Annotated in this window: 25 protein-coding genes; 16 read left to right on the top strand and 9 right to left on the bottom strand. The window is 39.6% G+C overall.

Going from position 1 to position 23,320, the window contains the following annotated elements; genetic code table 11:
* The first annotated feature begins 33 nt into the window (after positions 1-33).
* The 3 genes from I6F48_RS00630 (at position 34) to I6F48_RS00620 (ending at position 3,146) form a co-directional block, all read left to right on the top strand.
* The gene (locus I6F48_RS00630) at positions 34-477 is read left to right on the top strand and encodes a YhcB family protein (protein ID WP_007580324.1); all 444 of its coding nucleotides are present in this window, start codon (positions 34-36) and stop codon (positions 475-477) included.
* 131 nt (positions 478-608) lie between these two features.
* Entirely contained in the window at positions 609-1,961 is a 1,353-nt protein-coding gene (locus tag I6F48_RS00625) for a Do family serine endopeptidase (protein ID WP_010554276.1), read from the top strand.
* Between the two features lie 102 nt (positions 1,962-2,063).
* On the top strand, positions 2,064-3,146 hold the full coding sequence (locus I6F48_RS00620; protein ID WP_165727692.1) for a trypsin-like peptidase domain-containing protein: 1,083 nt from the start codon (positions 2,064-2,066) through the stop codon (positions 3,144-3,146).
* Positions 3,147-3,246: 100 nt separating this feature from the next.
* Here I6F48_RS00620 and murA read toward each other — a convergent pair whose 3' ends face one another.
* The 7 genes from murA to I6F48_RS00585 are packed head-to-tail and all read right to left on the bottom strand — an operon-like array spanning position 3,247 to position 7,911.
* On the bottom strand, positions 3,247-4,506 hold the full coding sequence (gene murA / locus I6F48_RS00615; RefSeq protein WP_165727693.1) for a UDP-N-acetylglucosamine 1-carboxyvinyltransferase: 1,260 nt from the start codon (positions 4,504-4,506) through the stop codon (positions 3,247-3,249).
* Positions 4,507-4,519: 13 nt separating this feature from the next.
* Positions 4,520-4,777 (bottom strand): BolA family protein, encoded by a 258-nt coding sequence (locus I6F48_RS00610; protein WP_002957953.1) that lies wholly within the window; start codon positions 4,775-4,777, stop codon positions 4,520-4,522.
* Between the two features lie 5 nt (positions 4,778-4,782).
* A complete protein-coding gene (locus I6F48_RS00605; RefSeq protein ID WP_010554274.1) occupies positions 4,783-5,076 on the bottom strand; it encodes an STAS domain-containing protein in 294 nt (97 codons plus the stop codon).
* The gene (locus I6F48_RS00600; protein WP_165739997.1) at positions 5,069-5,749 is read right to left on the bottom strand and encodes an MlaC/ttg2D family ABC transporter substrate-binding protein; all 681 of its coding nucleotides are present in this window, start codon (positions 5,747-5,749) and stop codon (positions 5,069-5,071) included. Before I6F48_RS00600 ends, I6F48_RS00605 begins: the two co-directional genes overlap by 8 nt.
* Positions 5,750-5,754: 5 nt before the next feature.
* Positions 5,755-6,303, bottom strand: a complete 549-nt coding sequence (mlaD, locus tag I6F48_RS00595) for an outer membrane lipid asymmetry maintenance protein MlaD (protein WP_002957950.1) — start codon at positions 6,301-6,303, stop codon at positions 5,755-5,757.
* A 13-nt stretch (positions 6,304-6,316) separates the two neighbouring features.
* Positions 6,317-7,096 (bottom strand): lipid asymmetry maintenance ABC transporter permease subunit MlaE, encoded by a 780-nt coding sequence (mlaE, locus tag I6F48_RS00590; protein ID WP_002957949.1) that lies wholly within the window; start codon positions 7,094-7,096, stop codon positions 6,317-6,319.
* On the bottom strand, positions 7,096-7,911 hold the full coding sequence (locus I6F48_RS00585; RefSeq protein ID WP_076915496.1) for an ATP-binding cassette domain-containing protein: 816 nt from the start codon (positions 7,909-7,911) through the stop codon (positions 7,096-7,098). Before I6F48_RS00585 ends, mlaE begins: the two co-directional genes overlap by 1 nt.
* A 255-nt stretch (positions 7,912-8,166) precedes the next feature.
* Here I6F48_RS00585 and I6F48_RS00580 point away from each other — a divergent pair, with 255 nt between their 5' ends.
* From I6F48_RS00580 to I6F48_RS00520, 13 genes are all read left to right on the top strand, one after another.
* Entirely contained in the window at positions 8,167-9,135 is a 969-nt protein-coding gene (locus I6F48_RS00580) for a calcium/sodium antiporter (RefSeq protein ID WP_166419373.1), read from the top strand.
* Between the two features lie 3 nt (positions 9,136-9,138).
* Entirely contained in the window at positions 9,139-10,110 is a 972-nt protein-coding gene (locus I6F48_RS00575) for a KpsF/GutQ family sugar-phosphate isomerase (RefSeq protein WP_024607452.1), read from the top strand.
* On the top strand, positions 10,111-10,662 hold the full coding sequence (gene kdsC, locus I6F48_RS00570; RefSeq protein WP_007580311.1) for a 3-deoxy-manno-octulosonate-8-phosphatase KdsC: 552 nt from the start codon (positions 10,111-10,113) through the stop codon (positions 10,660-10,662).
* Positions 10,659-11,213: an LPS export ABC transporter periplasmic protein LptC gene (gene lptC, locus I6F48_RS00565; protein ID WP_007580308.1), complete on the top strand. Its 555-nt coding sequence runs from the start codon at positions 10,659-10,661 to the stop codon at positions 11,211-11,213. The genes kdsC and lptC overlap by 4 nt, the downstream gene beginning before the upstream one ends.
* Positions 11,203-11,748, top strand: a complete 546-nt coding sequence (gene lptA, locus I6F48_RS00560; RefSeq protein ID WP_024590191.1) for a lipopolysaccharide transport periplasmic protein LptA — start codon at positions 11,203-11,205, stop codon at positions 11,746-11,748. The genes lptC and lptA overlap by 11 nt, the downstream gene beginning before the upstream one ends.
* A complete protein-coding gene (lptB, locus tag I6F48_RS00555) occupies positions 11,745-12,470 on the top strand; it encodes an LPS export ABC transporter ATP-binding protein (protein WP_007580304.1) in 726 nt (241 codons plus the stop codon). The genes lptA and lptB overlap by 4 nt, the downstream gene beginning before the upstream one ends.
* Before the next feature lie 69 nt (positions 12,471-12,539).
* Positions 12,540-14,039 carry an RNA polymerase factor sigma-54 gene (locus tag I6F48_RS00550; protein ID WP_007580303.1) on the top strand — a complete coding sequence of 500 codons (1,500 nt, stop codon included), beginning with the start codon at positions 12,540-12,542 and terminating at the stop codon, positions 14,037-14,039.
* Positions 14,040-14,065: 26 nt separating this feature from the next.
* Positions 14,066-14,353 (top strand): ribosome hibernation promoting factor, encoded by a 288-nt coding sequence (gene hpf / locus I6F48_RS00545; protein ID WP_007580301.1) that lies wholly within the window; start codon positions 14,066-14,068, stop codon positions 14,351-14,353.
* A 4-nt stretch (positions 14,354-14,357) separates the two neighbouring features.
* Entirely contained in the window at positions 14,358-14,810 is a 453-nt protein-coding gene (ptsN, locus tag I6F48_RS00540) for a PTS IIA-like nitrogen regulatory protein PtsN (protein WP_024590190.1), read from the top strand.
* An 18-nt stretch (positions 14,811-14,828) separates the two neighbouring features.
* Complete coding sequence (gene rapZ / locus I6F48_RS00535) at positions 14,829-15,674, top strand: RNase adapter RapZ (RefSeq protein WP_010554269.1); 846 nt, start codon at positions 14,829-14,831, stop codon at positions 15,672-15,674.
* 42 nt (positions 15,675-15,716) lie between these two features.
* Complete coding sequence (locus I6F48_RS00530; protein ID WP_002957937.1) at positions 15,717-15,989, top strand: HPr family phosphocarrier protein; 273 nt, start codon at positions 15,717-15,719, stop codon at positions 15,987-15,989.
* Positions 15,990-16,119: 130 nt separating this feature from the next.
* Complete coding sequence (gene mgtE / locus I6F48_RS00525; RefSeq protein WP_010554268.1) at positions 16,120-17,478, top strand: magnesium transporter; 1,359 nt, start codon at positions 16,120-16,122, stop codon at positions 17,476-17,478.
* Positions 17,479-17,534: 56 nt separating this feature from the next.
* Positions 17,535-18,086, top strand: coding sequence for a protein disulfide oxidoreductase (locus I6F48_RS00520; protein ID WP_165721143.1), 552 nt, complete (start codon positions 17,535-17,537; stop codon positions 18,084-18,086).
* A gap of 457 nt (positions 18,087-18,543) precedes the next feature.
* Here the strand turns inward: I6F48_RS00520 and I6F48_RS00515 are convergent, their stop codons facing one another.
* Both I6F48_RS00515 and I6F48_RS00510 read right to left on the bottom strand, forming a co-directional pair.
* Entirely contained in the window at positions 18,544-20,721 is a 2,178-nt protein-coding gene (locus I6F48_RS00515; protein ID WP_007580292.1) for a YgiQ family radical SAM protein, read from the bottom strand.
* Between the two features lie 399 nt (positions 20,722-21,120).
* Positions 21,121-23,310 (bottom strand): bifunctional diguanylate cyclase/phosphodiesterase, encoded by a 2,190-nt coding sequence (locus I6F48_RS00510; protein WP_197118603.1) that lies wholly within the window; start codon positions 23,308-23,310, stop codon positions 21,121-21,123.
* Positions 23,311-23,320: the final 10 nt, after the last annotated feature.

The following is a 23,320-nucleotide window of genomic DNA, read 5'->3' as shown; positions in this document are numbered from 1 at the left end:
TTCGTTAGTTATTTTCCCAAAGGGGTAGTTTTTATGGGCACAGTTATGTGGGTAGGTTTAATTGTTATTGCTGCTGTTGTAGCATTTTTTATTGGCGCATTTGTTACTAAAAAACAATTCAAACAAGATGAATTAAAAGAGCAGGCAGAGCAAGCTGAAAATGCGTTAGAGCAGTATCGTCAAGATGTAGCTGATCATTTAGCGAATACTGGCAAGCTCGTAAATAAAATGAAAGAAAACTATGATCAACTGCTTAGTCACGTTGAAGAAACAAACCAACTTCTTTTAGAAGATAGAAATAAAGCACCAGCAGAACCTTATTTTTCTAAAGAAACAACAGAACAACTACAAGCGTCTTTAAAAGAACGTCGTTCAGATCGTTCTTCAGCCGCAGCGCAACCAGCTGATTATGTATCGGGTGAATCTGGTTTATTTGCTGGTCAAAATAAAGTTTCAGAACATTCTAAAGTATCTTGATGAACTTTTTTTAGACCCCATAGTCTTTAGATATAACAGCTTTGTTGTTTTATCTTAATAAACCAAAAAGGGCTGCTTTTAAAGTAGCCCTTTTTGTTTTTGCTTTATCTTAAGTGGAGTTACCCCTGACTATGAAAATGAAATTATCACTTATCAGCGCAGCTATTTTATCTACAAGCTTATTAATGAGCCCTGTAGCGTCTTATGCAAAAATGCCAATTGCAGTAAATGGTCAACAATTACCCACTCTTGCCCCCATGCTAGAGAAAATATCTCCTGGTGTTGTAAGTATCCAAGTTTCAGGCTCTAAAGAAGTACGCCGCCGTGCAGATCCACTCGAATACTTTTTTGGACAACAGCAGCCTCGCAGTCAAAAACGCCAATTTAGTGGATTAGGTTCTGGGGTCATTATCGATGCTGATGAGGGCTATGTAGTGACTAATAACCACGTAATCCAAGACGCCGAAAAAATGGTAGTTACTCTCGAAGATGGCCGTGAATTTGAAGCAACTAAAATTGGTACTGACACAGAATCAGACATCGCTCTTTTACAAATAGACGCTGATGACTTAACTGAAATCAAACTCGCCAACTCAGATAATTTACGAGTGGGCGACTTTGCGGTTGCGATTGGTAACCCATTTGGCCTTAGCCACACAGTTACATCAGGTATTGTTAGTGCCCTTGGTCGAAGTGGTTTAAACATTGAGGGCTACGAAGATTTCATTCAAACCGACGCAGCTATTAACCAAGGTAATTCTGGCGGTGCCTTAGTTAACCTCAATGGTGAGTTGATTGGTATTAATACCGCTATTTTAGGTGCTTCTGGCGGCAACGTGGGCATTGGTTTTGCGATTCCATCTAATATGATGAAAAATCTAGTCGATCAAATTATTGAACATGGTGAAGTACGTCGAGGCTCGTTAGGCATTTCTGGTCGCCCACTTGATGCAGGACTTGCAAAAGCACAGCAACTTGATGTCAAACAAGGTGCTTATGTAATGCAAGTAATGGACGACACTGCCGCAAGTAAGGCAGGAATTGAAGCTGGTGACGTTATTGTTAGCATAAACGGTGGCGACATTAGTGGCTTTCATGAACTACGCAGCAAAATTGCTACGCTAGGTGAAGGCCGTGAGATAAAACTTGGCATTTACCGCGATGGTAAAATTAAAACAGTGAAAGTAACTCTTGATGGTGCATCAGGTGTTACAGCGACCGGTGAAGAACTCCATCCTGCATTCCAAGGTGCGACACTTGAAAATGTACAAAAAAACAGTAATAAAGGTGTTGAGGTTACTTCTGTAGATCCTCGTTCACCTTCTGCCCGTGTTGGCCTTGAAGAAGGCGATATTATTATGCAAGTGAATCGTCAACGAGTAGAAACAATTCGCGACATGAATAAAATCATCGACAGTACAAAAGGTAATATAGTACTTGGCGTGCAACGTGGTCGTGAGTCTATATTTATTTTAATTCAGTAATAAATAGCACTATTAATGTAATAAAAATAACAGTGGCACTTGCCGCTGTTATTTTTTTTATGTCATCATAAAGAGATTGCTCACTTACATAATAAGAAAATCGTGCTGAAACTAATAAAATTTATTCTTCCCCCTTTATTTGCAGGCCTAAGTATTGCTTTTTTAGTGGTTTTTTTCAGCCCTAATATGCGAGCGGCTTTACTTCCAAATGTTCCCCTACCAAGCGCAATGAGTTCGAGTCACCTGAGTTTTTCTGATGCAGTTAAACGAGCAGCTCCTTCTGTGGTTACTATTTTTTCAGAAAGTATCTCCAAAGAACCTCGTTATAAAAGAAAAAACACGGTACAAGAGCTAGGCTCTGGCGTCATCATGTCGCAAGACGGTTACATTCTTACCAACTACCATGTTGTTAATAATGCAGATCAAATTATGGTTATTCTAACCGATGGCAGACGCTTTTTTGATGTACAGCTAATTGGTTTTGATACTATTACTGATTTAGCCTTACTTAAAATAAATGCAGATCACCTTCCGGTAATTCCTGTAAATGATAGCTATGTATCCAGTGTAGGCGATGTTGTACTTGCCATAGGTAACCCGCTTAATTTAGGCCAAACAATCACGCAAGGCATTATTAGCGCAACGGGTAAGCAAAAAATTACAGACAGTCCGTACAATAACTTATTGCAAATGGATGCGGCTATTAATGTGGGCAACTCTGGCGGCGCATTAGTTAACTCCAATGGTGATTTAGTCGGCATTACTTCTGCGCAGTTTAAAACGCGTGAGAACTTGAATATTCAAGGAATATTCTTTGCGGTTCCTTACTCACTTGCTAAAAAAGTAATGGGTAAGCTCATTCGTCATGGTCGCGTTGTGCGCGGCTATTTAGGCTTTGAAGGCACAGCAGTAGATAGTACCGGCAAGGAAGTAAACGACAGTCTGACCCCAGTTACTGGCATGCGTATTACTAATTTAGACCCTTTGGGACCAGCATGGCAAGCGGGTATTGAAGAGCAAGATATTGTTATTAAAATTGCAGGGCTTTCGGTAGCAAATCCACAAAAAGTGCTGGAAGAAATAGGTAATACAGAACCAGGTAAAGAAATAGAATTTGAGCTTTACCGGAATGGTAAAATAGAAAAGATTATGGTGACTGTCGCAGAGCTTGAAACAAAGCTTTAATAAAAAATAATACCAACTTTCATAAATCGTCAATAAAAAGGTCGGATAGCAATTTGCGTATCCGACCTTTTTAAAATAGCTTAGCTAGTTAAATATCTACTTAACTACTTCGACGTTTAATATTTGCACCCAACGCACTTAGCTTATCTTCAATGCGCTGATAACCTCTATCAACGTGATAAATACGGTCAACAACCGTTTCACCCTGTGCCACTATACCCGTTAAGATTAAGCTAGCTGAAGCGCGTAGGTCGGTTGCCATCACTTGCGCGCCCGTTAGGCTCTCAGTCTCACCACAAATTGCGGTATGCCCTTCTAAACGAATATTAGCGCCCATACGCTGCAACTCAGGTACATGCATAAAACGGTTTTCAAAAATCGTTTCCGTAATCGTTGCACTACCATTTGCTACTACATTTAATGCTGTAAACTGAGCTTGCATATCCGTAGGAAAACCTGGGTGTGGAGCTGTTTTAATATTCACGGCTCTCAGTTCTCGGCCGCGCATATCAAGATAAATACTGTCGTTATGTACTTCTAAGTGTGCATTTGTTGCACGTAGCTTTTCAATCACAGGCTCAAGAGAATGAAAGTCAGTGTTTTTGCAAAGTACTTCACCGCCTGCCATTGCTGCAGCGACTAAAAACGTACCTGTTTCTATTCTATCTGGTAAAATGCTGTGCTCGCATCCTGCTAAACGCTCAACGCCTTCAACTTCAATGCGGCTAGTGCCTGCACCCGTAATTTTAGCGCCCATAGCAATTAAGCAGTTAGCTAAATCAATTATTTCGGGCTCGCGTGCAGCGTTATCAAGTATGGTTTTACCATCAGCGAGGGCAGCTGCCATCAATAGATTTTCGGTAGCGCCTACGCTTACCATTTCCATAAAGATTTCAGCGCCTTTTAAGCGACCGTTTACCTTGGCATTAATATAACCATTTTCAACGTTAATTACCGCGCCCATGCGCTCCAAACCCTGAATATGAATATCAACAGGGCGAGCACCAATAGCACACCCACCAGGTAAAGACACTTGAGCTTCACCAAAACGAGCAACTAAAGGGCCTAATGCAAGTACAGAGGCACGCATTTGCTTAACTAAGTCGTATGGCGCTAATGTCTTATTAACCGTTGCGCCGTCAATCACTAGCGTATCGCCGTGCCAATTAACATCAGCGCCTAGAGTTTTTAATAAGGCTTCAGTGGTCACTATATCGCGAAGGCGCGGTACATTAGTAAATGTACTTTTTCCATCAGCTAATAATGAAGCAAACAAAATAGGAAGTGCGGCATTTTTAGCGCCAGAAATAGTCACTTCACCAGCAAGTGAAGTACCACCTTGAATTACAAATTGATCCATTAAGAGGCCCTATTTATTGCGGTAAAATAAATTTTTGTTCACGCTTCCACTCTACAGGAGTAAATGCACGAATAGATACTGCGTGAATTGTGCCATCTGAAATTGTATTCATTAATGGGCCATAAACTAGCTGCTGCTTTTTAACTCGGCTTAAACCGTCAAAGCATTCACCTACTGCAACAACTTCATAATGACTACCATTGGCTTTTACATGTACTTCAGCTAATTGAAGTTCTTCGCGTAATAATGTTTCGACTTGGCTAGTTTCCATAACTCTCACTCAAATAGGGTTGTAACCTGACCCAGTTGCATTAAATTTTGCAATTGCTCAGGTAGGTTTTGCAATTCAAGGCGAATGCCTTGCTGCTTTAATTCTGCAAAAGAGTGAATTAACCAAGCTAAGCCCGCTGTGTCAACCCTAGATACACCACTTAGGTCGAAATAGATGATTTTATGCTTGGTTAATAGCTTGTTGTTCAGAAGCTGTTCATCGCCAATTGAATTTCGAGTAAGCTCACCGTTTACTCGAAAATGTTGTCCATCAACTTGGCTTATTGCCAATTTAGTCATTCGAGTTACTGCCTCTAAACTGAACTGGTAGCTGACTCTTTTGCTCTAAAAGGTTACTTACATTATCAATACCTTGCTGACGCAAAATACCTTGTAGCTCACTTTGTTTTGCATCTAGTAAACTAATACCTTCAGCAATCATATCGTACGCGCGCCATTCACCGTCACGGTCTTCGCGTACTTTAAAATCGATTCTGATATCAGGTTTACCATCTTCAATAATTTTAGTTTTAACGACAACGACATCTTTGCCTTTAAATGCTTGTTCTGCACCAAACTCAACTTTTTGGTTTGTATATTGAGTGAATACACCTGCATAAGTAGCAACTAAGTACTCTCTAAAAACACCAATAAAGCGTTGAATTTCTTTAATTGCTTTGGCTTTTTCAGCTTCGTCGGTAATTGCACGTACTTTAGATACTTCACTACCTAGTACGCGAAGTGCTGCATATTTGTAGTCGATATAAGGCATTAATTCATCTTCAACGATTACGCGAAGATGCTCTTGATTTTTAACAATTAATGGCTGATCTTTTTTAATACGTGCAAATGTATTATCGGCAACTTGGCGTACCATTTTATTTGGATCAACCAATTTAACATCTGCTGCACTTACGCTTTGAGTTAGCGTCATTGTGCCAATTGCTACAATAGCTAAAAACTTTTTCAACATAATAATTACTCACTACCTTGGTTGAATAAAAACTGCCCGATTAATTCTTCAAGTACAATGGCAGACTTAGTATCAGTAATTGAATCGCCATCACCTAGTGCTTTACTTTCCACACCAAACAAATCGTCAATTGCTTCATCTTGCTTGTTTTCAGTCACTGTTTCGCCTAAACAACGTTGTTTAGCCGAATCTGGAGAAATTACAGGGTGAATACCTAAGTACTGCTCACCTAAAATACCCGACGTTAAAATAGAGATTGAGCTTGTGTCTGAAAAACGACATAAGTACTGCGCATCAATGGTCATATTTACCACTGGTAAAAACTCTTGTGGGTGAACATAAATTGATTCAACACGACCAATTACAACACCACCTACTTTTACAGGTGCACGTGCTTTTAACGAGCCTATGTTTTCAAACTTGGCATTAAGCGTATATGTTTCGCCAGAGCCACTAATACCTGAATTGGCAACTTTAAGTGCAAGCATCGCAAACGCTAAAATGCCAAGTGCTACAAAAAAACCAACTAAAATTTCTAATTTCCGTGAATTCATTATCTATACCCTATTAGCTGGTAAACATTACCGCTGTCAAAATAAAGTCAAAACCTAAAACTGCTAATGACGAATGAACAACCGTTTCGGTGGTTGCTTTGCTGATCCCTTCAGAGGTCGGCACACAATCATATCCTTTATAAAGTGCAATCCAGGTCACCACTATGGCAAATACAAAACTCTTAATAATACCGTTTAGTATGTCTTGCTGAAACGATACTTGTGATTGCATGATTGACCAAAAGCTACCTGTATCAACTCCCAGCCAATCTACACCCACTAAGTGAGCGCCTATGATTGCTACGGCTGAAAATATTAAGGCAAGCAATGGCATGCTTATAAAGCCAGCCCAAAAGCGCGGTGCAATAATTCGTTTTAGCGGGTCGATTGCCATCATCTCAAGTGATGAAAGTTGCTCTGTTGCTTTCATTAAGCCAATTTCAGCAGTCAATGCGCTACCTGCACGTCCTGCGAATAGTAATGCAGTAACAACCGGGCCCAGTTCTCGCAATAAACTCAGTGCCACTAACGGCCCTAAACTATCCTCAGCGCCATAACCAACTAATACGGTGTAGCCCTGTAAAGCCAACACCATGCCGATAAACAAACCCGACACCATAATAATCAGCAACGATTGCGAACCGACCATATAAAGTTGGCGAACAAGTAACGGTGTGCCTTTTTTAAAATTAGGAACATGCGCTAGCGCACTAAACAGCATATAAGCCGAACGGCCAAGAGCCGCAAAACGTCCTAGCGTTTTATGCCCTAGCTTTTGAAATAAATCCAACATTATGCTTTTTCTCCAAGCAGTTCATCTGCATAAGCTTGAGCCGGAAAATGAAATGGTACTGGACCATCCGACAAGCCTTTTAAAAACTGTTGAACTAAAGGAGATTCATGATTGCGCATTTCATCAGGAGTACCACAACCAATTACCCCTTGATCGGCGATAATTATAACGTGATCGGCAATACTCATTACCTCCGTCACATCGTGCGTCACAATTAAAGACGATAAACCCAATACTTCGTTAAGCGACTTAATTAGCTTAACCAATACGCCCATTGAAATAGGATCTTGCCCTGCAAATGGTTCATCGTACATGATTAGCTCAGGATCAAGCGCTATAGCGCGCGCAAGTGCAGCACGCCTTGCCATACCACCCGATAACTCAGAGGGCATTAAATCTTTAGCGCCACGCAGTCCAACCGCTTGTAATTTCATTAATACAACTAATCGAATAAGGTCTTCACTTAGCTTTGTGTGCTCTCTTATAGGAAACGCAATATTGTCAAATACCGACATATCAGTAAACAACGCACCACTTTGAAAAAGCATGCTCATTTTAGTACGTGCTTCGTATAGCTCTTTGCGAGACATTTTAGGGATGCTGCCACCTTCAAATAAAATATCACCTGAATCTGGTTTAAGCTGACCACCAATTAAACGCAACATAGTGGTTTTGCCAATTCCGCTTGGCCCCATGATCGCAGTAATTTTACCTTTAGGAACGCTAAAACTCATATTTTTATATATGGTTCTATTGCCTCTCGAAAAGCTAACATCCTTGACTTCTACTATTGATTGCGACAAGTCGCTCTCCATAAAAATGTTCACTAGTGCACCTATTTTAAAGCTTTTTTGTCAAAGATGGAAAAAACAATTCGTAAGATTTTGTAATACACCCATAAAAAGGATTATAAGACTCGCTCAAAACAGCTTAACCCCGGCTTAAATTTTTAAATTAGCTGTTTTAAAGCAATGTTGCCACCTAGTTGACCTTACTCTTTTATTTATACTTTCATCTTGGCTTTTGTTACTATTCGCGCCATCTGTATTTTGTATAACTGGCTTAACACAATGGTTACCTCGTTTGTTATTTTAATTCTTGGTTTTGCAGCTCTTGTTTGGAGTGCAGACAGGTTTGTTTATGGCGCTGCGGCTCTTGCTAAAAACTTTGGAGTGCCTACACTTATTGTTGGTTTGACCGTTGTAGCAATGGGTTCTTCAGCACCCGAAATGATGGTTTCGGCATCTGCTGCACTGGCTAACAAAACAGACACAGCCGTTGGTAATGCTGTTGGCTCTAATATTACAAATATTTTACTTGTGTTAGGTATCACGGCTTTATTTCGCCCTCTTTCAGTTTCATCTAGTACGTTAAAACGCGAAATGCCATTGGTGATGCTCGTATCTTTAGTTACTTGGTATGTGTTTTCAGATAACTACTTTTCATTTAATGAAGGTGTTGCGCTTTTAGTTGGCTTTATCGTATTCATCGGTGGGTTAATTATTGTATCTATGCGTGCAAAAAACCAAGATGACCCATTTGTCTCAGAAGCCTGCGACGACGTACCTAGCAATGTACCTACAAAAAAGGCCGTATTTTGGTTAGTAGTCGGCATGATACTCCTACCTGTTAGTTCTCATTTTTTAATAGGTTCAGCTGTCGATATTGCTAAATACTTTGGCTTAAGCGACCTAGTCATTGGTTTAACAATTATTGCCATTGGTACTAGCTTGCCAGAACTTGCCGCTTCTATTGCGGGTGTACTTAAAAATGAAGACGATTTAGCACTAGGTAATATTGTTGGCTCAAACATATTTAATATTCTAGCTGTATTACCACTGGCTGGTATTATCAACCCTTCTGCAATTGACCCGTCATTAGTAAGTCGAGACGTATTAATTATGATTGGTGCAACACTTGCCCTAATTATTATGTCATTGAACTTTAGAGGCACCCAACGTATCAATAGAGTAGAAGGCGGCTTATTGCTAATAGCGTTTTTGGGTTACCAAGGGTATATTTTTAGTCAAGTAGGGTAAATAATGGCAACGCTAAATTTTATTGAACAAGGCCTTCGCGTTTTAGATGTTGAGCGCCAAGCACTTAGTGATATTGCACAATATGTAGATGAGAATTTTCATAACGCATGCCAATTAATGTACGACTGTGAAGGCCGTATTATTGTCATTGGTATGGGTAAATCAGGTCATATTGGCAATAAAATAGCAGCAACCCTTGCAAGCACTGGCAGTCCAGCATTTTTTGTTCACCCTGGTGAAGCAAGTCATGGTGATTTAGGTATGATCACTAAAAATGACGTGGTTATGCTTATTTCTAATTCAGGTGAGACCAGCGAAGTTTTAAATATCATTCCTGTTTTAAAACGACTTGGTGCCAAAATGATATCGATGACTGGCAATACGCAATCAACCATGGCGACCCTTGCTAATGTGCATGTGTGCATTAAAGTAGAAAAAGAAGCCTGTTCATTGGGTCTAGCTCCTACATCAAGTACCACTGCAACGCTTGCGATGGGCGATGCCATGGCAGTTGCATTATTAGAAGCTCGCGGGTTTACAGCTGATGACTTCGCGCTATCTCACCCAGGTGGTAGTTTAGGCAAGCGTTTATTACTTACTTTAAAAGATGTTATGCACAGCGGCGCAAATACACCTATTATTAGCGTTTCACAAACAGTTAAAGACGCCCTCATTGAAATGTCTGCTAAAGGTTTAGGTATGACAGCCATTGTTGATGAAAATCAGCAGCTCGTGGGATTATTTACCGATGGCGATTTGCGTCGTATTTTAGAGCAAAGAATTGATATTCATACAACACAAATAGATGTTGTTATGACTAAGTCATGCACTACGGCTACGCAAGATATTTTGGCTGCTGAAGCGCTTAATATTATGGAACACAAACGTATAAATGGCTTAATCGTCGTCAATGAGAAAAACCAACCTATTGGCGCATTAAACATGCAAGACCTATTAAAAGCAGGAGTATTATAAATGCAATTTGAAGAACTCTATCAACCGCTGAGCGATGATGCAAAAGCACGCGCTAAAAAAGTAAAACTACTTATATGCGATATTGATGGTGTATTTTCTGATGGCCGTATTTACCTTGGTAATCAAGGTGAAGAGCTAAAAGCATTTAATACAAAAGATGGTTTTGGCATTAAAGCGCTTATAAACAGTGGCTTTGAAGTGGCTGTAATTACTGGTCGTCATTCACAAATAGTGCAACAACGTATGAGCAGCTTAACCGTACAGCATATTTATCAAGGCCAAGAAAATAAGCTCATTGCCTATCAAGAGCTAAAAGACAAACTCAACCTTAGCGATGAACAAATTGCTTATATCGGTGATGATGGTCCTGACATGCCCGTTATGGAATTAGTCGGCTTTGCTGTTGCAGTAAATGATGCCCATCCACTTATTAAACGTTTATCACACTATGTAACGCAAATGCCTGGCGGCTTTGGTGCAGTAAGAGAGCTCACCGACTTACTTATGCTTGAAAATGGTAAAGCATTGACTACACAAGGCACTAGTTCATGAATGCAGCGCGCATAATATTAAGCGTTTTATTCATTAGCTGTATGGTTTGGCTTTGGTACCCTTATTTTACACAAACAAATATTGTGCCTCAGACTGAGCCTGAAGTTATTGCCAAGCCTGATTACATAGCCATAGAACTCAAACAAACAGCCTATGACGAACAAGGTAAAATTAGCCACAAAGTCACTGCGGCTAAAATGGAGCTATATCAACAATTAGGTTTTACGTTTTTTGAAAAACCTATTTTTACTTTATATAACGAAAAGCAAACGTGGCAAATAAATGCAGACGAAGCAACATTATACGAAGACAAACAATTAATTTTAGAAGGCAATGTGGTTGCCAAAAACTTAACCGATAACGCCATGATAGACAAAATCAATGCTGATAATATTCAGGTAGATATAAAGCTATTAACAATGCGTTCGGAGCAACCCGTTATCATCACTGGACCCAATTTAAAAATCACTGGTAAAGGCCTAGAAGCCGACTTAAAAACCGAAGTGATAAAACTAATTAACCATACGCGAACCATATATTATGACCAATAAAATATTAAAATCACTTATTATTCCTACACTTATACTAGCGTTTAATAGTAGTGCTGCAGAGCAAAACACGCAACCGGCTGCAAATCAAATTTCAATAAGCGCCGATAAGCAAGAAGGTCAATTAAAAGCTAATGTCGGGATTTTTGAGAAAAACGTTGAAATTATTCACGGTAACCGCCGTATCACAGCCGACCGCTTAGAAGTACATAAACGCGATGAACTTGGCGATAATAAACAATTATTAATTGCTACAGGTAGCCCTGCGCACTTTGAAGAAAAGCAATCAGATGGCACGACTATGAGCGCCAGTGCTGACGAAGTACGTTATGATGTATCTAAGCGTTTTTTAACGCTTGTTGGTAATGCACAAGTATCGCAAGCGGGACAAAAAATAAATGCTAAAAGCATTACCTACGATATAGAGCAGCAGCTAATCAGTGCCGAAAAAGATGAAAACTCAACTGACCGCGTTCACACAATTTTAGTACCAATCGAGACTAAAAAAAGTAAAAAAAGCGACAAAGGTCAACCATGAGCACATTAAAAGCAGAGCTATTAGCAAAGAGCTATAAAGGCCGTGAAGTTGTAAAAAACGTCGGCCTTGAAGTCAAAGCTGGCAGTATTGTTGGCTTACTTGGCCCTAACGGCGCAGGTAAAACTACCACGTTTTATATGATAGTAGGACTTGTACCTAGCGACAAAGGTAAAATATCGATAGACGATAACGATATTACTCTTTTACCTATGCATAGTCGTGCTAGATTAGGCATTGGCTACTTACCGCAAGAGTCTTCAATATTCAGAAAGCTGACTGTTTATCAAAACTTAATGGCCATTTTAGAAACGCGCAAAGAGTTAAATAAACAAGCTAGAGAAGACACTCTCGATAAATTATTAGATGAATTTAGCATACAACACATTCGTGATAGCCAAGGTATGGCATTGTCGGGTGGCGAACGTCGTCGTGTTGAAATAGCACGTGCGCTGGCAGCAGATCCTAAATTTATATTACTGGATGAACCATTTGCAGGTGTTGACCCGATTTCGGTATTAGACATAAAGAAAATAATAGAACATCTTAAAAATCGTGGGATTGGTGTATTAATTACCGATCATAACGTAAGAGAAACCCTTGATGTTTGTGAAAAAGCCTACATTGTTTCTCATGGGGAGCTGATTGCATCAGGTACTCCAGAACACGTATTAAATGATAAAACAGTACGCGATGTTTACTTAGGCGAGCAATTTAGGCTGTAACATTTACGCCATGTCTTTAAGCATCTGCTAGTATTAATTATAACAACATAAAAGGATTGTTAGAGATACATGAGGCAATCACTACAGCTGCGCATGGGCCAGCAACTTACAATGACTCCACAGCTGCAACAAGCTATTCGTTTGTTGCAACTCAGTACATTGGATCTCCAGCAAGAAATACAAGAAGCTCTCGACAGCAACCCGCTATTAGAGGTTGAAGAAGCAGACTATTCAGAAGACGCTGCAGGTAAAAACGAGCAAAAAGCAGATACAGATGACATAACTGTTAGCGCATCTGCCGATGATGCTCCAAGCGAATACGAACAAGATAGTGGTGAAGCACTTGCAAAAGACACGCTAAGTGACGACATGGCTATGGATGTTAGTTGGGATGAGTACATGAGTGCCGCCCCAGCAGCATCATCGGGTCCGATGCCTGAAGACGAATCAATATACCAAGGCGCCTCTACTGAAACGCTCCATGAGTATTTAATGTGGCAGTTACAACTAACGCCATTTAGCCCTACAGACGAAGCTATTGCTATTGCTATTGTAGAAGCCGTCGATGATTCAGGTATTTTAACACTAAGCTGCGAAGAGATTTTAGAAAGCTTTAATCAAGAAAACGAAGATGATAACGAAGTCGAACTTGATGAAATTGAAGCTGTATTAAAACGCATCCAACTGTTTGATCCTGTTGGTATTGCTGCACGTAGTTTACAAGAGTGTTTGTGTATTCAGCTTAACCAGTTTGATAAAGAAACACCTTACATTAATGAAACAAAAATGATTTTAACCGAGCATATTGATTTATTAGCTGCTCGTGACTATCGTACATTAATGAAGAAAACTAAGCTCAAAGAAGAAGAGCTTAAGGAAGTAATGACATTAATACATACTCTTAGCCCTAAACCTGCAGATACTATTGTAAGAGAAGAATCTGAGTATGTTATTCCTGATGTGTCAGTTAAAAAAATTAAAGGCCGCTGGGTTGTTGAGTTAAACCCAGACAGCATGCCTAAAATTCGTGTTAATAGCCAATACGCGGCAATGTCTCGCACTGTAAAATCCAGTGGTGACAGCCAGTTTATTCGCTCGCATTTACAAGAAGCTAAATGGTTTATTAAAAGCTTAGAAAGTAGAAACGACACGCTATTAAAAGTGACAAATTGTATTGTTAAGCAACAACAAGGCTTTTTTGAACACGGTCCTGAAGCCATGAAACCAATGGTTTTAAATGATGTTGCTGAAATGGTAGAAATGCACGAATCAACAATTTCGCGCGTAACAACCCAAAAGTATATGCACACACCCCGTGGTATATTTGAGCTTAAATATTTTTTCTCAAGCCATGTAAGCACCGAAAACGGTGGTGAATGTTCATCTACAGCAATCCGTGCGCTTATCCGAAAATTAATCGCAGCAGAAAACTCAGCAAAACCATTGAGTGATAGCAAAATAGCGGATATATTGGCTGAGCAAGGAATTAAAGTAGCGAGACGTACAATCGCAAAATACCGCGAATCTCTGGCTATTCCACCGTCAAATCAGCGTAAAAGTTTGATTTAAGACGCAAAAAAAAGAGGGTAATGCTTATGCAACTAAACTTAACTGGTCGTCACGTAGAATTAACCGATTCACTAAGAGACTATATTAATACCAAATTTGCGAAGCTAGAAAGACACTCTGATCATATTAATAATGTTCATGTCATTCTCGATGTAGAAAAATTAAATCAAAAAGCAGAAGCCACCATACACGTAAGCGGTGCTGAGCTATTTGCCTCTACAGAACATCAAGATATGTATGCCGCCATTGACTCGTTGATCGACAAGCTCGATCGACAAGTAATTAAACACAAAGAGAAGCTTGCTCGACACTAATATGATGAAATTAAGCTCACTTATATGCCAGGACTGCAGCAAAGCTGCGGTCCTTTTTAATAGCAAAAAAAGAATTTTAGAGTTCATTAGCGAACTTGCTCACGACAAACTTCCGTATTTACCGCAACAAGATATTCTTAATGCTTTAATGAGCAGAGAAAAATTGGGTAGTACAGGTATAGGGCGTGGCATTGCCATTCCTCATGGAAGAATGAGCGGTGCAGAAGAGCCTTTGGCTTTAGTACTCGTTAGCGAAACTCCAATAAATTTTGATGCGATCGATAATCGCCCTGTTGATATTTTCGTCGCACTCATCGTACCAGATGGCGATAACCAGCAGCACTTAAAGACTCTAGCAACCATTGCTGATAAACTAAACAACAAAGATTTTTGTAAACAGTTACGCAGTGCAAAATCAGATACTGAGCTTTACCAAGTTATTGTCAATCAATCATAGTTTTATAAAGGGTGTTAAATGGAGTTAATTATCATAAGCGGCCGTTCTGGTTCTGGAAAGTCGGTTGCTTTACGCGTTGTAGAAGATTTAGGTTATTATTGCGTAGATAATATTCCAGTTAACTTGCTTCCTTCATTAGTTCGCAGTGTGTCTGATAGCTATGATAAAATTGCTGTTAGCATTGATGTGCGTAACATCCCTAAACAACAAGATGAATTTAACGATATTCTTGAATACTTGCCTGGCTTTGCAAAACCTACGTTATTTTATTTAGATAGCGACGATCAAACATTGATCAAACGTTTTTCTGAAACTCGTAGATTACACCCACTATCAATTGACTCGTTGCCTCTTGATTTAGCCATCAAAAAAGAAAAAGAATTACTTGATGTATTAATCACCCGCGCCGACTTTATGATAGATACAACTGATTTAAGCGTTCATCAACTTGCTGAATCTATTCGTGAAAAGATTTTAGGTAAAAAAGATAAGCAACTGATTGTCACGTTTGAATCGTTTGGTTTTAAATACGGTATACCAAAAGAAGCAGATTACGTATTTGATGCACGCTTTTTACCCAATCCACATTGGGAACCTGAATTAAAACCTTTAAATGGGTTAGATCAACCTGTTAAAGATTATTTGGCCAATCACAGCATAGTGCAAAAATTCACATGGCAAATTCAAACATTTGTACAAACGTGGTTACCGCACTTAGAGCGAAATAACCGCAGTTATTTAACCATTGCCATTGGGTGTACAGGCGGGCAACACCGCTCTGTATATTTAGCGCAAACTATCGGTGAAAGTTTTGCAATGACACATCCCAATGTGAAAATTCGCCATCGCGAACAAGAAAAATAATATAGCTGAATAATCACCTGTTCAGCTTAAGTAGAGTAAGTTATGCATTGTGAAGACACTTTTTTAATAAAAAACAAATTAGGATTGCACGCCAGAGCAGCCACCGTGCTTGCCCAATTGGCAGTGCAGTTTGATGCGACAATTACATTATTTCAAGATGACAAAGAAGCCGCAGGCGATAGCGTACTTGCACTAATGTTACTTGAAAGTAGCCAAGGCAAAGAAGTAAAAGTTGTATGCAAAGGCCCCGATTCTGAGCAAGCTTTACATGCTGTTGGAGAATTAATAGCACAACGTTTTAATGAACAAGAATAAACAGTTATAAAAATAATGCTCGCATTACTAATGCCCCAACTAAAACAGATATATAAAATAAATACGGTTAGTGACGCCAGTTAACTCACCTCTCCCCATAAAATAATATAAAAATTTATAAAGGACGCCAATGCCTGAAGCTTTTGAACAAGATTACCCACTACAGCAACTAAAACAGGTGACTAAGTCACTCAATAGTGGTCAATTTGTTCAAGTTAGGCGCATGCTCGCAAAAACAGCTCCTTGTGATACCGCATTATTATTAGAATCATCACCGCATAAAATTCGCCGACTCCTTTGGCAGTTGGTTGATCCTGATGTGCAAGGCGATGTTCTTGAAGAACTATCAGAAGATGTTCGTTTAGGCATTATTGCCCAAATGGAACCTAAGCACATTGCAGCCGCAACAGAAGATATGGGCCACGATGACTTAGGTGAAGTATTACGTAGTCTGCCGGACACCGTTTATAAAGACGTTGTTAGCGCGATGGACATTCAAGACCGTGAACGTGCAACACAAGCACTTTCGTATCAAGAGCGTTCTGCTGGCGCGCTAATGAACACCGATACGGTGACCATTCGCCCTGACGTTACGCTTGATGTTGTACTTAGGTATATTAGGCTACGTGGCGAGTTACCAGAAGGTACCGATGACTTGTACGTTGTTGATAAGCATAACTGCTTTATAGGCGCTTTATCGCTGAGTACATTATTAACTAACCCGCCAGAAAAGATTGTTCGCGATTTAATGGATGAAGATTGTGAATCCATTCCAATCTCAATGGATGAAAGTGAAGTCGCGCAATTATTTGAACGTCATAATTGGATATCGGCCCCCGTAGTCGATGATAACGATCAGCTCCTTGGCCGTGTCACTATCGATGACATCGTTGACGTAATCCGCGAAGATGCTGAGCATAGTTTATTGGGCTTAGCCGGCCTTGATGATGAAGAAGATACCTTTGCGCCAGTACTAAAAAGCTCTAAAAAACGCTCAGTTTGGTTAGGTGTCAACTTACTAACTGCACTTGCAGCTGCTTTTGTAGCTAGCTTTTTTGAAGGCACTTTAGATGTTTTACCTATTTTAGCTGTACTTAACGGTATTGTCCCTTCTATGGGCGGTGTTGCAGGTAGCCAATCATTAACGCTTGTTATTCGTGGTATTGCGGTAGGTCATATAAATCAAACAAACCAACGTTTCTTGATGATGAAAGAGCTTGCTATTGGCGCGTTAAACGGTGTTTTGTGGTCGTTGTTAATAGCAGGTGTTATTGCCCTATGGCAGTGGGACTTTATGCTTGGTGGCGTACTCGCCTTCGCTATGTTTATGAACTTAGTGGTGGCAGGTGTTGCTGGTGCGAGTATCCCTATTATTCTTAAAAGAATGAATATAGACCCAGCACTTGCAGGGAGTGTGGTGCTAACCACGGTGACAGATATTGTGGGTATATTCGCCTTTTTAGGTACTGCTACTTGGTTGCTGGTTTAAGTTAGAAACTTTTGCAAATAACTAAAGTAAAAAACACTTAGGGTAAAGCTGCAACTATGACAACGGGTACCAAAAATAAAAAAGACACACCTAAAAAAACGCCAAAACAAAAAGGCCTATCAATATTAAAAAGTGTGTTGATATATGGTTTCATATTTTTCGTAATTTATAACGCTGTCAATTGGTGGCGACAACCTGTTATGCCAGCAAATCCTCAATTACAATTAATAGATTATAAAGGGCAAAACATTGATTTGTCAGCAATGAGCCAAGATAAACCAACACTTGTCTATTTTTGGGGAACTTGGTGCCCTATTTGTAGTATTACCTCCCCTGCCATAAACGAACTCGCAAACGAGAATAACTACCCTGTCGTGAGTATCGCAATAAAATCAGGCTCGGATCAAAAACTACATGAGTATCTAAATGATCATGGCTACAGTTTTACCACTGTCAACGATCAACACGGTGAGATATTTGCCGATTGGCAAGGGCAAGTCACGCCATCTTATATAATCTTAAAAGATAATAAAATGACGCAAGGGCTAACAGGCATTCAGCCGTTATGGTCACTAAAATTACGTTTGTGGTTATCATCAACGTTTTAAGAAAAAACTAACTGCAAGTATATAGGCACTAAATACGTGCTATCTCAAGAGGGGTTTCTAAAAGCTCGCTCTTTATTACCTACAATAATATAGCCAATAAAGAGCAAGGTTTACTTAATTTACGCATGAAAAGGGTTTAAAAACCCTTAGCGTAATTAAACTAATCTACTAGGGCGTGTTGATCTTTGTGGATTGAAATTTGTTCAATCTAGGGGCGATTAAATCGCGGCGCGAGGTTTGTAACCTAGTGGGCTAAGTAAAAACCGAGCAACAAAGAGTTAATCGTCCCTAGAAAGAACCCAAAGGGCAGCGCATGTTTGGTATTTATGCTGCGTTATCGCCTATTCATGGGGAATAACCACACTACATAGGCTCCGCCTTGCCTAAAAACCAAACATACTGCTGCAAATTCACCCACCAAAGATCAACACGCCCTAGTTATTAATAGATTGAATCACTAACGTGTACTTTGACGATTACCGCCTACTTTTGGTTTAGTGTTTGCCTTTTTAAATTGGCTAAAACCGGTATGTCGCGTTAGTGCAGGACGTCCGCCTTTACTGCCACCTTTACCTGCTTTTTCATCACGCCCTTCTTCAGGCACTAAACAGTTAGGCCCTTTACCAATTAAATTAGCTTTACCCATTTTACGCAGTGCTTCACGTATCATCGGCCAACCTGCTGCATCATGGTAACGTAAAATAGCTTTATGTAATCTACGTTGGCGAGCACCTTTAGGTACTGGAACAACTTCTGTATTGTTTTTTATATTACGTAAAGAGTTCATTTCTGTGTGGTAAATAGTCGTCGCATTAGCCATCGGTGATGGGTAAAAATTTTGTACCTGATCAAGCTTAAAGTCGTTTGATTTAAGCCATAAAGCCATGTTTACCATGTCTTCATCTTTTGTCCCTGGGTGAGCAGATATAAAGTAAGGAATTAAATACTGCTTTTTACCGGCTTCTTTAGAGTACTTATCAAATAATTCTTTAAATTGATCGTACGCCCCCATACCTGGTTTCATCATTTTTGATAATGGACCATCCTCTGTATGCTCTGGGGCTATTTTTAAGTAGCCACCTACATGATGCGTTACTAATTCTTTAACGTAACGCGGGTCGCGTACAGCTAAGTCGTAACGAACTCCAGAAGCAATCAATACCTTTTTGATACCCTTAACTTCACGTGCTTTTTTATATAAGTCTATTGTTGGCGTATGATCTGTATCCATATGCTTACAAATTTCAGGATACACACATGATAAACGTCTACAGGTGCTTTCTGCCTTTTTGCTCGTACAACGCAGTTTATACATATTTGCAGTTGGACCACCTAAATCAGAAATAACACCAGTAAAACCGGGTACTTTATCTCTAATCTGTTCAATTTCTTCAATAATTGATTCTTGCGAACGGCTTTGAATAATACGCCCTTCATGCTCCGTAATTGAGCAAAACGAACACCCACCAAAGCAACCGCGCATAATATTAACTGACGTTTTTATCATGTCGTAAGCAGGAATTTTAGAGTCGCCGTAACTTGGATGAGGAATACGCTGATACGGTAAACCAAACACAGCATCCATCTCATGTGTTTCTAATGGGTATGCTGGCGGGTTTACCCAAATAGAACGATCGCCGTGTCGCTGAAACAGTGCTCTTGCACAACCAGGATTTGTTTCTTGATGTAGAATACGCGAAGCGTGGGCGTATAAAGGTTTGTTAACACTTACTTGCTCATAAGCAGGTAACTTAACATAGGTTTTTTCCCACGGTTTAGGTCGCGCAGGCTGAACCATAATTGGTTTTGCAGCTTCTGCCTTTAAGTCTATACCCGCTTGTTTAAATTCAGATTTACTACAGCCAACATCATCAGCACCGTATGGATTTGGAATTGGATCAATTTTACCAATTTTATCTATAGCGGTGGAGTCACTTCCACGCCAACCTGGTAAAGGTTCTTTTCTGATAACAGCCGTGCCGCGAATATCTTGAATAGTATCCATTGTTTCGCCTGCGGCAATACGGTGTGCAACTTCAACTAACGGACGCTCTGCGTTACCGTAAATTAAAATATCAGCTTTTGCATCAAACAAAATACTACGACGTACTTTTTCTTGCCAATAGTCGTAATGAGCTATACGACGAAGACTCGCTTCAATACCACCAATAACAATTGGGATACCTTTGTATGCTTCACGGCATTTTTGCGAGTAAATCATTACGGCGCGATCTGGACGTTTACCACCTACGTTATCTGGCGTGTAAGCATCATCGTGGCGCATACGCTTTTCAGCTGTATAGCGATTGATCATCGAATCCATGTTGCCAGCTGTTACACCAAAAAATAAATTCGGTCTGCCTAGTTCCATAAATGCATCTTTAGAGTCCCATGCTGGCTGGGCAATAATCCCCACTCTAAAGCCTTGCGCTTCAAGTACACGGCCAATTACCGCCATACCAAAACTAGGATGATCGACGTACGCGTCGCCACTAATTATTATTATGTCGCAGCTATCCCAGCCAAGTGCATCCATTTCTTCACGTGTAGTTGGTAAAAATGGCGCGGTGCCATAACATTCAGCCCAGTATTTAGGGTATGAAAATAAGGCGCGCTTAGCTTTGAGTGTGCTCATAATTGTGGCCGTAGAATAACAAAAGGCGCGAATTATACCCTACTAAATTGTTTATATATACAAAGTAGTCAAAGCATATCGCGCCTTAAATTCTAAATCGTTCATTAGGGCGTGTTGATCTTTGTGGATTGAAATTTGTTCAATCTAGGGGCGATTTAATCGCGGCGCGAGGTTTGTAACCTAGCGGGCTAAGTAAAAACCGAGCAACAAAGAGTTAATCGTCCCTAGAAAGAACCCAAAGGGCAGCGCATGTTTGGCATTTATGCTGCGTTATCGCCTATTTATGGGGAACAACCACACTACATAGGCTCTGCCTTGCCTAAATACCAAACAATCTGCTGCAAAATTAATCACAAAAGTTCAACACGCCCTAACTTAAATAATAATAAGTTAATCTTTTTAGCGTTTATTTATAAATTCTATTAATTCATTTTCAGGCATGGGTTTAGCATACATAAAACCTTGTACTTCATCGCATCCTAAATCTTTTAAGAACTGGGCTTGCTCTTGTGTTTCGACCCCTTCAGCAATCGTTTTTAAGCCCAATTTAGCACCAAGTGATATAACTAAGGCAGCAATAGCGCCAGTGTCGTCATTTGGTAAATCTTTAATAAATACACGATCTATTTTCAACCGATCCAAAGGTAAACTTTGAATGTAACTCAGCGACGAAAAACCAGTACCAAAGTCATCAATAGCAACTTCCATTCCGAGTTCTTTTAGCTCACTTAGCGTACTAATAACCGTTTCCAGCTCATCCATTACTACGCTCTCGGTGATTTCTAATTCTATGTTTTTTGGCTTAACACCATATTTTAACAATGTATTTTTAACAGTTTGCGCATAACCTTTTACTTTAAACTGTGGGACAGACACATTAACTGCAATACAAATTTCTGTGCCCATATTTTCTAGGCGCTTTTGCTGTTGGCAAGCTTGTTCTAATACCCACTGCCCTATATCAACAATTAAGCCCGCATCCTCTGCAAGTGGCACAAACACAGCCGGTGATATATACACGCCATCACCTGCCGGCCAGCGTAATAATGCCTCACATCCAATTAGTGATAAGTCATCTAGTGAAAGTTGAGGTTGGTACCATACCTCTAATTTATTTCGAGCAAAGTCATGACGTAACTGCCTAATGATCCCTATCCGCCAAGCCATCTTATCTTGCATATCAATATTGTAATAAACGCCTTCTTTATGCTTTGCTTTTTTAGCTTGGTCAAGTGCAATATAAGCAACTTTCAGTGTATCAATACCGCTACTTTGAAAGTCTTGTTGTTGGCATAAGCCCACTCTAAAATCGATAGGGAGTAAATGTTCTTCTGCGTAAAATGAAATACCTAATTGCTCATTCAACTTTTTTAAGTCAAATTCGTCTTGGCGAATAATAAAACCAAAAACATCAGCGCCAATACGTGATAGTAATTTAGCTGTTGGGTAATTTTCTCTTAACCTTTGCACAATGCCAATTAATACTTTATTGCCGACCTCTTGCCCTAAGCCGTTATTAATATCTGCAAAATTAACTACATCAAGTAATACAAATACATGATCGTTCACGTGTGGCTTTTGATAACTCACCACACGCTCAATAAAGTTAGTACGATTTGAAATACCAGTAAGCACATCTTTATAAGCAGCATCTCTTAACTTTACAAATAACCTTATGTTATCAAGTGCTACACTTACATTAGTTAAGAAAATTTCAGCAAATTGTAGCTGTGCTTGTAAGGGAATGTGGTCGCACTCTATATATAAAGCCGCTTTTCGATGCTTACTTTTTAATATAAATGTTGAACTTGAGTCTATGTGTTGGTGCTTTGACAAACCAAAACACGACTCAACTTGTTCAAATACTTTGCTATCAACATTAATTAATTTTTTACCAAAATAGCTTTCGTAATGCCCGCAACCACCTAAGACCTGAATAAAATCATCGCCATCTAACTTACTGCAAACAAGCCCTCTAGGTGAACATTTTAAAATAATACTCATGTGCTTGATGATTTCTTTGCATAATTGCTTAACATCAGTAAGTCCTAAAATAGACTTTGATGCTGAAACAATCGTGTTCATTGCATCACTTTGATATTCAAGCTGACATACCTGCTCGTATGAGCGAATAGCGGTTATAAGCGAAGTTACTAACTTAGAACGAGTCAGCTCTGTTTTCGTTTTATAGTCATTTATGTCGTATTCTCGTATTACTTTTTCTTCTGGTGTAATACCTGCTTGCCCTGTTCTTAAAATAATTCTTACATGCTGATTATTTAATTCGTCACGCACCCTTTTTACAACCTGCAAACCGGCATCGTCAGTTTCCATAACAACGTCTAAAAAAATAACCGAAATATTTTTATTTTTAGCTAGCACTTCTATTGCTTCTGCACCCGAATAAGCATCGTGAAATCGCAAGCCAGCCCCTAAAAACTCAACGCCAGACAAAGCTAATTTTGTTACAGAATGAATCTCAGGTTCGTCATCAACAATTAAAATATCCCAAAACTTAGTCTGCTCAACAACAGCATCGTCTTCAAAATCTTGTTCAAAAAATAAAAAATCGTTTTGATCTGACGACATTCGCTCTCCT

The sequence above is a fragment of the Pseudoalteromonas sp. SWYJ118 genome, assembly GCF_015864505.1.
GTDB classification, from domain to species: Bacteria; Pseudomonadota; Gammaproteobacteria; order Enterobacterales; family Alteromonadaceae; genus Pseudoalteromonas; species Pseudoalteromonas arctica.
This window is presented reverse-complemented; position numbering and strand designations above follow the sequence as displayed.